1 protein-coding gene is annotated in these 12755 nt (G+C 72.5%); it reads right to left on the reverse strand.

What is annotated here, in order from left to right; genetic code table 11:
- Positions 1-18: 18 nt before the first annotated feature.
- The gene (locus ACFVTC_RS15935; RefSeq protein ID WP_390127238.1) at positions 19-12516 is read right to left on the reverse strand and encodes a type I polyketide synthase; all 12498 of its coding nucleotides are present in this window, start codon (positions 12514-12516) and stop codon (positions 19-21) included.
- Between the last annotated feature and the right edge of the window lie 239 nt (positions 12517-12755).

The following is a 12755-nucleotide window of genomic DNA, read 5'->3' on the forward strand; positions in this document are numbered from 1 at the left end:
GCCATGACGGGGTTCCGCTCAGGAGATCCCGAGTTCCCTGTCGATCAGGTCGAACATGTCCTCGTCGGAGGCGGCGAGCAGTTCCTCGTCGACCGTCGCCTCTTCCGGCTCTTCGGATGCGGCCCAGGTGTCCAGCAGCGTGCGCAGTGATGCGGTGAGTGCCTGCCGTGCGGCGGGGTCGGACGCCTGCCGGTAGGCGGCTTCGAGCTGTTGCAGACCGGCGGGCAGATCGGTGGCCGGTCCGCTCACGGCCGGCAGCAGTTCCGCGTCCAGGTGGTCGGCGAGGGCGTTCGGCGTCGGATGGTCGAAAACGATGGTCGCCGAGAGGCGGGTGCCGAAGACCCCGCTGAGCCGGTTGCGCAGTTCCACCGCGGTCAGGGAGTCGAATCCCATGTCGCGGAAGGCGCGTCCCGGTTTGACGGTGTCGGAGGGGCCGTGGCCCAGGACCGCGCCCACATGGGTGCGGATCAGGTCCACGAGCCGGCGTCGGCGCTTGCCCTCGGGCAGTGCGGCCAGTTCGGCCAGCAGAGCGGTGGCGGCGTCAGCTCCGTCGTCCTGGGCCTCGGGCCGCGCGGCGTTTTGTGCGGCGAGGAGTTCCCTCACCTCGGGCACCTCGTCGATGAGCGGCCGGTGTCCGTGGGCGCAGTAGGCGGGCAGGAAGCGGTCCCAGCGGATGTCGGCGACCACGAGGGTGCTCTGTCGCCCGGTGCTCGCCGCGGCCAGGGCGCGGACCGCGAGTTCGGGGGCCATCGCCGGGACTCCGCGGCGCAGCAGTTGCTCGCCGACCTCTTCGTCGACCATGCCGCCGCCCGCCCAGGCTCCCCAGGCGATCGAGGTGGCGGGCAGCCCTTGGGCACGGCGCTGTTCGGCGAGGGCGTCGAGGTGGGCGTTGGCGGCGGCGTACGGGGCCTGTCCTCCGTTGCCCCAGACGCCGGCGCCGGAGGAGAACAGGACGAAGGCGTCCAGGGGGTGTCCGGTCAGCAGGTCGTGGAGGTTCTGCGCGCCGCGCACCTTGGCGTGCATCACGCCGGCGGCGTCCTCGGGGGTGAGGTCGCCCAGCGGGCGTGCCGTCTCGACCGCGCCCGCCGTGTGGACGACCGCGGTGAGGGGCGCTTCGTCGGGCACCTGTCCGAGCAGCGCGGCGAGTGCGGCGCGGTCGGCGACGTCGCAGGCGGCGATGGTCACGCGGCAGCCCAGGGCGGTGAGTTCGTCGCGCAGTGCGGCGGCTCCGGGCGCCTCGGGGCCGCGCCTGCTGGTCAGGATCAGGTGTTCGGCGCCGTCCTGTGCCAGGGACCGGGCGACCTGCGAGCCGAGGGCTCCCGTTCCGCCCGTGACGAGGACCGTGCCGCGCGGTCGCCATGTGTCGCCGTCGGTCCCGGACGCGTGGAGCGGTGTACGGATCATGCGGCGGACGCTGACGCCTCCCCCGCGCACCGCGAACTCGGTCTCCCGGCCGCCGTCTCCCCCGGTCCGCGCGGTGAGCAGAGCCGGGAGTACGGGGGGTACGGCGGACTCGGTGTCACCGGCGGGCAGGTCGACGAGGCCGCCGCAGCGGTCGGGGTCGTCGAGGCCGATCACCCGGGCGAGTCCCCACACGGCGGCCTGCGCGGGATCGGGGGCGCCGTCGCCTTCGCCGGTCGAGACCGCGCCTCGGGTCAGGCACCACAGCCGGCCGGGTATCGCGGCGTCGTCGAGTGCCTGGGCGAGTGCCATCGTTCCGAGCAGCCCGTACGAGACGCCCGGACCGTGCTCGCTCGCACGGGTGTCGAGGGCGAGCAGGGACAGGACGCCGTCCGGTGTCACGTCCGCGGGAAGGTCCGCGAGCAGTCGCTCGGCCAGCTCGCCGCGCCGGGCGGAGTCGGGCACGGACAGCTCGACAATCCGGGCACCGGCGGTGTGCAGGGCGTCGAGGGTGGCCGTGACGAGAGCGTCGTCCCGGTGGGTTTCGGGGACGGCGACGAGCCAGGTGCCGTCGAGGGTCGGTGCGGGTGTGCCCGGTTCGGGCTTCGGCCGCCAGACGATGCGGTAGCGCCAGCTGTCGAGGGTGGAACGCTCGCGACGGCCGCGGCGCCAGGACGACAGGGCGGGCACGACCGAACCCAGCGACTCCTGGTCCTCGATGCCGAGGGTGCGCGCGAAGCTCTCCAGGTCTCCGTCCTCGACGCTCTTCCAGAACGCCTCGTCCACCGGATCCGCCGCCGCAGCGGACGCCTTCGGCAACTCCAGCCAGTAGCGCTGCCGCTGGAAGGCGTAGGTGGGCAGTTCGACTCGGCATGGCGTGTAGGGCGTGAACGCCGGGGCCCAGTCGACGCCGACACCACGCGTCCACGCCTCGCCGAGGGAGGTGTAGAAGCGGGCGAGCCCGCCCTGGCCACGGCGCAGAGTCCCGGTGACCACGGCCTCACTGCCCGCCGCCTCCACCGTCTCCGCGACCGGAACGGTCAGAACCGGATGCGGACTCATCTCCAGGAACGCACCATGACCCGAAGCCACCAACTCACGCACGGCGGGTTCCAGTTGAACCGTCCGACGCAGGTTCGTGTACCAGTACCCGGCATCCGTGACCGCCGACTCCAGCCACCCACCCGTCACCGTCGAGAAGAACGGCACCACCGGCTCGCATGCCACCACCGGAGCGAGAACCTCCAGCAGCTCCTCACGGATCAGCTCGACATGCGCCGAGTGCGAGGCATAGTCCACCTCCACCCGCCGCACCCGGACATCCTGGGCAGTCGCCTGCTCCACCAACTCATCCAGCGCGTCCGCGTCGCCCGAGACCACGACCGACGTCGGACCATTGACCGCCGCGACCGAGATACGGCCGTCCCAACCGGAGATCAGCTCCTCCGCCCGCACGCGGGGCAGGGCGACCGACACCATCCCACCATGACCGGCCAGCGCGGTGATCGCACGACTGCGCAATGCCGCCACCCGCGCACCATCCTGCAGACTCAGCGCACCCGCCACGACCGCAGCCGCGATCTCACCCTGCGAATGACCCACCACCGCCGACGGACGCACACCGAACGACTCCCACAACGCCGCCAGCGACACCATCACCGCCCACAACACCGGCTGCACCACATCCACCCGGTCCAACCCCGGAGCACCCTCCACACCCCGCACCACATCCATCAACGACCACTCCACGAACCCGTCCAACGCCGCCGCACACTCACCGAAACGAGCCGCGAACACCGGCGAGGAATCCAGGAGCTCCACCGCCATCCCCACCCACTGCGCACCCTGACCCGGGAACACGAAGACGGTGGACGGGGACAAGGAGGCGGAGGCGGAGGCGGCGACACCGGAGGCCACGACCTCCGAGCCGATCACCAGCGCCCGGTTCTCGAACACGGAACGGTGGTGGAACAGCGTCCAGGCCACGTCGACGCGACGCGCGCCCGCCTCCCGAAGGTCCGTCTCCCGCAGATGGGACAGGAGCCGTTCCGTCTGATCGTCGAGCGCCTTCTCCGAACGGGCCGACACCAGCAGGGGGACACTCACTCCCGCGGGGTCGGGTGCGTCCGTGCGGGCGGGCTCGGTGGGTACCGGTCCGGGCTGTTCGATGATGACGTGGGCGTTGGTGCCGCTGATGCCGAACGAGGAGACACCGGCCCGCCGGGGGTGGCCGTTCCCCTGCCAGGGCCGGGCCTCGGAGAGAACCTCGACCGCGCCGGCCGACCAGTCCACGAACGACGACACCTCGTCGGCGTGCAGCGACTTCGGCAGCACACCGTGCCGCATCGCCTGCACCATCTTGATGACCCCGGCCACACCCGAAGCGGCCTGACTGTGACCGATGTTGGACTTCACCGAACCCAGCCACAACGGCCGGTCCGCGTCCCGGTCCTGCCCGTACGTGGCCAGCAGCGCCTGCGCCTCGATCGGGTCACCGAGCTTGGTGCCCGTGCCGTGCGCCTCGACGACGTCGATGTCCTGGGCGGCCAGGCCCGCGTTCGCCAGCGCGGCGCGAATGACGCGCTGCTGGGACAGGCCGTTGGGAGCGGTCAGACCGTTGGACGCGCCGTCCTGGTTGATCGCCGAACCCCGGACCACCGCGAGGACCTCGTGCCCGTTGCGGCGCGCGTCCGAGAGACGCTCCAGCAGCAGGACACCCACCCCCTCGGACAAGGCGAAGCCGTCGGCTTCGGCGGAGAAGGGCTTGCAGCGGCCGTCCGGGGACAGGGCCCGCTGCCGGCTGAAGGCGACGAAGGGGCCGGGACCGGACATCACGGTGACGGCACCCGCGAGGGCGAGGGAGCACTCTCCGGAGCGCAGTGACTGGACGGCCATGTGCAGGGCGACCAGCGACGAGGAGCAGGCCGTGTCGACGGTCACGGCGGGGCCTTCCAGGCCCAGGGTGTAGGCGATGCGGCCGGAGGCGACACTCGCCGCGGCTCCGGTGGCCAGGTAGCCCTCGGCCTCCCCCGCGGCGGCGCGCAGCTGGGCGGCGTACTCCTGGTCGGTCATGCCCAGGTAGACACCGGTGCTGCTGCCGCGCAGTGCCCGCGGGTCGATGCCGGCGCGTTCCAGCGCCTCCCAGGTGGTCTCCAGCAGCAGGCGCTGCTGCGGGTCCATGGCCAGGGCCTCGCGCGGTGAGATCCCGAAGAAGGCGGCGTCGAACTCCGCCGCGTCGTGCAGGAATCCGCTCTCGCGGACGTAGCTGGTGCCGCTGCGATCGGGGTCCGGATCGTAGAGGGCGTCCAGGTCCCAGCCACGGTCCGTGGGGAACTCCGAGATGACGTCGGCCTCCGCACGCACCACCCGCCACAGGTCCTCCGGCGAACGCACCCCACCCGGATACCGGCACCCCATCGACACGATCGCGATCGGGTCTCCGTCGGCGGCACCGTGTGTCACCGGTGCAGCGGTCCCCGCGGGGTCCTGGCGGGAGCCGAAGGCCTGCTCTTCGAGGAGGTCGGCCAGGGCCGAGATGCTGGGGTGGTCGAAGACGACGGTGGTGGGCAGCCGCAGCCCTGTGGTCCGGCCGAGGCGGTTGCGCAGTTCGACGGCGGTGAGCGAGTCGAAGCCGAGGTCCTTGAAGGCGAGTTCGGTGTCGATGTTCTCCGCGCTGTCGTGGCCGAGGACGGTGGCCACCTGTCGGCTCACCAGGTCCAGCAGGGCTGTGCGGCGCCGGGCCGGGTCGAGTCCCGTCAGGTGCTGGAGCGGCGCGGGGTCGGATCCGGAGGTGTTCTCGTCGTCGGCGGGCTGTGCCTCGGGGAGTTCGGCGAGCAGGTCGCTGCGCCGGACCGAGGTGAACACCCCGGCGAAGCGCCGCCAGTCCACGTCGGCGAGCGCGATGAGCGTCTCGTCGTGGTCCAGTGCCTGCTGGAGTCCGGTGACGGCGGTGTCCGGATCGATGACGGGCACACCGCGGCGGCGGAGGGTGTCCTGGAGGTCCTCGGCGATCATGCCGCCGCCCGCCCAGGGGCCCCAGGCGACCGAGAGGACGGGCACGCCGTCCGCGCGGCGCTGCTCGGCGCGTGCGTCGAGGATGGCGTTGGCGGCGGCGTACGCGCCGTGGTCGGCGACGCCCCATGTCCCGGAGATGGAGGAGAAGTAGACGACGGCGTCGAGTGCGGCCGGGTCGAGTGCGGCGTCGAGGTGGTCGGCGCCGAGGACCTTCCCGGACAGGGTCGACACCAGGTCGGTGATCCCCGCGTCGTCGAGGGATCCGAGGGCGCTGATGCCCGCGGCGTGCACGACCGTACGGACGGGCGGCACATCCTCCTGTTCCAGGTGCCGTACCAGTCCGGTGACGGAGTCCGGGTCGGCCATGTCGCAGGCGACGATGCTGACGGCGGTGCCCTGCTCCTGGAGTTCCCGGCGGAGCTCGTCCGTGCCCGGTGTGTCGGCGCCGCGGCGTCCGGTCAGTACGAGATGTGCGGCGCCCTGGCCGGCGAGCCAGCGCGCCATGCGCACACCGAGGGCGCCGGTACCGCCCGTGACGAGGACGGTGCCGCTCGGTTTCCAGGAGCGGGCGGCGGGTGCGCGGCCGTACGGTGCGCGGATCAGCCGGCGGCCGAAGCCCTTGCCGGCGCGGACGGCGATCTGGTCCTCGGTGCCCTCGCCGGCGAGGAGGTGCACGAGCAGCTTCAAGGTGGACTCGTCGACCGTCTCGGGAAGGTCGATCAGACCACCCCAGCGTTTCGGGTGCTCGAGGGCGGCGACGCGGCCGAGTCCCCAGACGCCTGCCTGGACGGGAGCGGCGGGTGCCCTGTCGTCGGCGGTGGCGACGGCACCGCGGGTGAGGCACCACAGCGGCGCCTGGATCTCCGCGTCGCCCAGGGCCTGGACGAGGGTCAGGCTCACGGCCAGGCCCCGGGGCACGGACGTGTGCTCGGGGTGCGGCAGTTCGTCGAGGCCGGTCAGGGAGAGGACGCCGCCGAAGGTGCGGTTCTCGGCCTCGGCCCGCAGACGTTCCGCCAGCCGCTGCCGCTCGGAGTCCGCGGTGCCGACCGTCAGGACGCTGACGCCGTCCGTGCGTTCCGTGAGAGCACCGAGGACGGCGCGGAACAGTGGGGCGTCGTCGAACGTCTCGGGGACGACGAGCAGCCAGGTGCCGTCGGCGTGGGTGCCGGTGGGTGCGTGGGTGGACAGCGGCCGCCAGACGATGCGGTAGCGCCAGCTGTCGAGGGTGGAACGGGCCTGGCGCCCCTTGCGCCAGGACGACAGAGCGGGCACGACCGAACCCAGCGACTCCTGGTCCTCGATACCCAGAGTGCGCGCGAACCCCTCCAGGTCACCGTCCTCGACACTCTTCCAGAACGCCTCGTCCACCGGATCCACCACCGCGGACGCCTTCGGCAACTCCAGCCAGAACCGCTGCCGCTGGAAGGCATACGTCGGCAACTCCACCCGACGCGGCCGCTGTTCGGCGAAGACCTGACCCCAGTCGACGCCGACACCACGCGTCCACGCCTCGCCGAGGGAGGTGTAGAAGCGGGCGAGCCCGCCCTGACCACGGCGCAGGGTCCCGGTGACCACGGCCTCACTGCCCGCCGCCTCCACCGTCTCCGCGACCGGAACGGTCAGGACAGGATGCGGACTCATCTCCAGGAACGCACCATGACCCGAAGCCACCAACTCACGCACGGCGGGTTCCAGTTGAACCGTCTGACGCAGGTTCGTGTACCAGTACCCGGCATCCGTGACCGCCGACTCCAGCCACCCACCCGTCACCGTCGAGAAGAACGGCACCACCGGCTCGCATGCCACCACCGGAGCGAGAACCTCCAGGAGTTCTTCCCGGATCAGCTCGACATGCGCCGAGTGCGAGGCGTAGTCCACCTCCACCCGCCGCACCCGGACATCCTGCGTGGCCGCCTGCTCGACGAGTTCATCCAGGGCGTCCGCGTCACCGGAGACCACCACGGAGGTGGGACCGTTGACCGCCGCGACCGAGATACGGCCGTCCCAGCCGGCGATGAGTTCCTCGGCCCGCTCCCGCGAGAGCGCCACCGACACCATCCCGCCATGACCGGCCAGCGCGGTGATCGCACGACTGCGCAGTGCCGCCACCCGCGCACCGTCCTGCAGACTCAGCGCACCCGCCACGACCGCAGCCGCGATCTCACCCTGCGAATGACCCACCACCGCCGACGGACGCACACCGAACGACTCCCACAACGCCGCCAGCGACACCATCACCGCCCACAACACCGGCTGCACCACATCCACCCGGTCCAACGACCGGCCCTCACGCACCACATCCAACAGATCGAAATCGACGAACTCACCCAACGCCGCCGCACACTCACCGAACCGCGCCGCGAACACCGGCGAGGAATCCAGGAGCTCCACCGCCATCCCCACCCACTGCGCACCCTGACCCGGGAACACGAAGACGGTGGACGGGGACAAGGAGGCGGAGGCGGAGGCGGCGACACCGGAGGCCACGACCTCCGAGCCGATCACCAGCGCCCTGTTCTCGAACACGGAACGGTGGTGGAACAGCGTCCAGGCCACGTCGACGGGACGCGCGCCCGCCTCTCGCGGGTCCGTCTCCCGCAGATGGGACAGGAGCCGTTCCGTCTGATCGTCGAGCGCCTTCTCCGAACGGGCCGACACCAGCAGGGGCATCACCAGGTCGTCCGGCAGAACGTCCGGTACGTCGTCGGTCCCGGGAGTGGGCTCGGTGGCCGCCGCTGCGGACCGCTCGACCCCGGGCTGCTCGATGATGACGTGGGCGTTCGTGCCGCTCACGCCGAACGAGGAGACACCGGCCCGCCGGGGGCGGTCGTCCTCCTGCCAGGGCCGGGCCTCGGAGAGAACCTCGACCGCGCCGGCCGACCAGTCCACGAACGACGACACCTCGTCGGCGTGCAGCGACTTCGGCAGCACACCGTGCCGCATCGCCTGCACCATCTTGATGACCCCGGCCACACCCGAAGCGGCCTGACTGTGACCGATGTTGGACTTCACCGAACCCAGCCACAACGGCCGGTCCGCGTCCCGGTCCTGCCCGTACGTGGCCAGCAGCGCCTGCGCCTCGATCGGGTCACCGAGTTTCGTGCCCGTGCCGTGCGCCTCGACCGCGTCCACGTCGACAGCCGACAGGCCGGCGTTGGCCAGGGCGGCGCGGATGACGCGCTGCTGGGACAGGCCGTTGGGAGCGGTCAGACCGTTGGACGCGCCGTCCTGGTTGATCGCCGAACCCCGGACCACCGCGAGGACCTCGTGCCCGTTGCGGCGCGCGTCCGAGAGACGCTCCAGCAGCAGGACACCCACCCCCTCGGCCCAGGCCGTGCCGTCCGCGCCCTCCGCGAACGGCTTGCACCGCCCGTTCGCCGCGAGCCCGCGCTGCCGGCTGAACTCCACGAACATGCCCGGGGCGCCCATGACGGTGGCGCCTCCGGCGAAGGCGAGGGAGCACTCTCCGGAGCGCAGTGACTGGACGGCCATGTGCAGGGCGACCAGCGACGAGGAGCAGGCCGTGTCGACGGTCACGGCGGGGCCTTCCAGGCCCAGGGTGTAGGCGATGCGGCCGGAGGCGACACTCGCCGTGGTGCCGGTGAGGACATGGCCCTCGACCGCTTCGACGGCTTCGTGCAGGCGTGGACCGTACTCGGGGGCGGTGGCTCCGATGAAGACGCCGGTGGCGGTGGACTGCAGGCGGTGCGGGTCGATGCCGGCGCGTTCCAGCGCCTCCCAGGTGGTCTCCAGCAGCAGGCGCTGCTGCGGGTCCATGGCCAGGGCCTCGCGCGGTGAGATCCCGAAGAAGGCGGCGTCGAACTCCGCGGCGTCGTGCAGGAATCCGCCTTCGCGGACGTAGCTGGTGCCGCTGCGATCGGGGTCCGGATCGTAGAGGGCGTCCAGGTCCCAGCCACGGTCCGTGGGGAACTCCGAGATGACGTCGGCCTCCGCACGCACCACCCGCCACAAGTCCTCCGGCGAACGCACCCCACCCGGATACCGGCACCCCATCGACACGATCGCGATCGGCTCACCGTCCACGGCACCGCGGGCCGCGGGAACGGCCGTTGCGGCTCCGGTGCTGTCGTGTGCCGTGTCGAGGTGGCGGGCCAGGCGGGCCGGGGTCGGGTGCTCGTAGACGACGGTGGCGGGCAGGCGCAGGCCGGCGGCCCGGTTGAGGCGGTCGCACAGTTCGACGACGGTGACCGAGTCGAAGCCGAGGTCCTTGAACGAGCGTGCGGGGTCGATGGCGTCGGCGTCGGTGTGGCCGAGGATGAGGGCCGCGCTCTCCCGGACGAGCCGGAGACTGTCGCCGGTGCCGGTGGGTGTGGTGGGTGGCGGGGGCTGGTGGGCGGGCGCCGCCGGGACGGTGCGGGGGTGTGCGGGGGTGGCGGGGGCGGCGTCGATCCAGTGGCGGCGGCGCTGGAAGGCGTAGGTCGGCAGGTCGACCGTGCGGGGCTGGTGGGCGGTGAAGGCCGGGGTCCAGTCGACGTCGGCGCCGCGTGTCCAGAGTTCTCCGAGCGAGGTGTAGAAGCGGGTGAGGCCGCCGTCGTCGCGCCGCAGGGTGCCGGTGACGACGGTGTGTTCCGCGTGGGCGGCCGCGGCCTGGGCGGTCTCCCGGACCGGGGTGGTGAGCACGGGGTGCGGGCTGACCTCGACGAAGACGGTGTGTCCGGCGGCGGCCAGGGCCCGTACGGCGGGTTCCAGGAGTACGGGCCGGCGCAGGTTGGCGTACCAGTAGGCGGCGTCGGTGCGGGCGTCGCGCAGCCAGTCGCCGGTGACCGTGGACAGGAAGGGGATCTCGGGCGTGCGGGGGGTGAGTGGGGCGAGGAGGCGCAGCACCTCGTCCTGGACGGCTTCGACGTGCGCGGAGTGGGAGGCGTAGTCGACGTCGATGCGGCGTACGCGTACGCCTCGGTGTTCGGCTTCGGCGGTCAGTTCGTCGAGGGCGGTGGTGTCGCCGGAGACGACGACCGAGGAGGGGCCGTTGACGGCGGCGACGGCGATGCGGCCGTCCCAGGCGGCGATGAGGGTGCGTGCCTGTGACTCGGGGAGGGCCACGGACATCATTCCGCTGAGGCCTTTGAGCGCGATGAGTGCCTTGCTGCGCTGGGCGACGGCCAGGGCGCCGTCCTCGAGGCTCAGCGCGCCGGCGACGCAGGCGGCGGCGATCTCGCCCTGGGAGTGTCCGACGACCGCCGCCGGTCGCACGCCGTGTGCCTGCCACAGGGCGGCCAGGGACACCATGACGGCCCACAGGACGGGCTGGACGACTTCGACGTCGGAGCGGTCCAGGGAGGGTGCGCCGGCGTCACCGCGCAGGACGGCGGAGAGCGACCAGTCGACGTGCGGGGCGAGTGCGGCCTCGCACTCGGCGATCCGGTCGGCGAAGGCGGGCGCGGTGGTCATGAGTTCGTCCGCCATGCCGGCCCACTGGCTTCCCTGGCCGGGGAAGACGAAGACGGGCCGGTCGAGGGACCCGCCCGCGGGGCCCGGGGGGATGGCGGCGGTGAGGTGGCGCAGGATGCCGGAGGAGTCGGTGGCGGCTCCGACGGCCCGGTATTCGAGGGGGGTGCGGGTGGTGAGCAGGGACCAGCCGACGTCGACGGGGTCGGCGTGGGCTGCGGGGTGTGCGGCGAGTCGTGCGGTCTGGGCGTGCAGGGCTTCCGGGCTGCGGGCGGACAACAGCCAGGGCACCACGGGTCGTTCGGTGTGGTCGGCGGGCTGTCCGGTGCCGGCGGACCGGGGTGCGGGCTCGGGGCGCGGGGATGCCTGTTCGAGGACGAGGTGGGCGTTGGTGCCGCCCATGCCGAAGGAGGAGACACCGGCGCGCAGTGGGCGGCCGGGGTCCGGCGGGGTCCACTCGGCGGTCTCCAGCTGGACGCGCAGCCCGAGTCCGTCCAAGTCGATGGCCGGGTTGGGGGTGGTGTGGTTGAGGCTGGGGACGAGTTGGCCGTGGGCCAGGCAGAGGACCACCTTGAGCAGTCCCGCGATGCCGGCCGCGCCCTCCAGGTGACCGATGTTCGTCTTGACCGAGCCGACGGCCAGCGGGGCCCTGCGGTCGGGGTGGGTGCCGACGGCGGCGCCGAGCGCGGCGGCTTCCACGGGGTCGCCGACCCGGGTGCCGGTGCCGTGGAGTTCGACGTAGTCGATGCTGCCCGGGGCGACGCCGGCGCGGGCGCAGGCGCTGCGGATGGCGGCCTGCTGGGCGGCGGCGTCGGGGGTGGTGAGGGTGGCGCCGGTGCCGTCGTTGTTGACGGCTCCGCCGCGGATGACGGCGTGGATGCGGTCGCCGTCGGCCAGTGCCCGGGAGAGGGGCTTGAGGACGACGAAGCCGGCGCCCTCGCCGCGGACGAATCCGTTGGCGCGGGCGTCGAAGGTGTGGCACAGGCCGTCGGGGCTGAGGCCGCCGAACTCGGCGAGGGCCAGGGTGCTTTCGGGGGTGAGGTTGAGGTGGACGCCGCCGGCGAGGGCGAGTTCGCAGTCGCCCGCGCGCAGGCTGTCGCAGGCGAGCTGGACGGCGACGAGGGAGGACGACTGGGCGCTGTCGACGGTGAGGCTGGGGCCGCTGACGCCGAGGGCGTAGGAGAGGCGGCCCGCGATGAGGCCGCGGTTGAGGCCGGTGGCGGTGTGGTGGCCGACGGCTTCGGGGCCCTGCCGGTGGACGAGTGCGGCGTAGTCGGAGACGTCGGCGCCGACGAAGACGCCGGTGGCGTGCGGCAGGCCGGTCACCGGGAGCGCTGCGTGCTCGAGTGCCTCCCAGCCCAGTTCGAGGACGAGCCGTGCCTGCGGGTCCATGGCCTCGGCCTCGCGGGGCGAGATGCCGAAGAAGGCCGCGTCGAAGTCCGCGGGGGCGTCGATGAAGCCGCCGCGGTAGGGGATCGTGGTGCCCCGGCCGGTGGTGAAGGCGTCGTCGTGCGGTGTGCCGGTACGACGGTCCTCGGGGGCGTCGGTGACGGCGCTGCGGCCTTCCGCGAGCAGCCTCCAGTAGGCGTCCGGTCCGCTCGCGCCGGGCAGCCGGCACGCAAGGCCGACCACGGCCACGGGTTCGTGGGCCGAAACGGTGGTCCGGGCGTCCGCGGGTACCGGCTCGTTCATGGATGGCACTCCAAACACCAAGGCGACGGGGTCGGGGCAGCCCTCACGGTTGCACGGTGTCCGGCGCGCTCCGCGCTCCTGCCAGGTGCTCTAGGGGAATTCCTAAGCGGTGCCCCGGTGCCCGGGAAGTGCCTTTCGCGGGCTCTGGGACCTGCCTCCATAGCGAGGGAGCGCGGGTCCGGGCAAGGGGACAAGTCTAGGCGTCTGCCCGAACTGGGGACGGCACGCTCAAGGGGCGG

The sequence above is a fragment of the Streptomyces sp. NPDC057950 genome, assembly GCF_042887295.1.
Lineage (GTDB): Bacteria > Actinomycetota > Actinomycetes > Streptomycetales > Streptomycetaceae > Streptomyces > Streptomyces kaempferi.

Bases quoted from the DNA above. Each gene is read 5' to 3' on its own strand.
- ACFVTC_RS15935 (WP_390127238.1), bottom strand. From the start codon at position 12,516: ATGAACGAGCCGGTACCCGCGGACGCCCGGACCACCGTTTCGGCCCAC.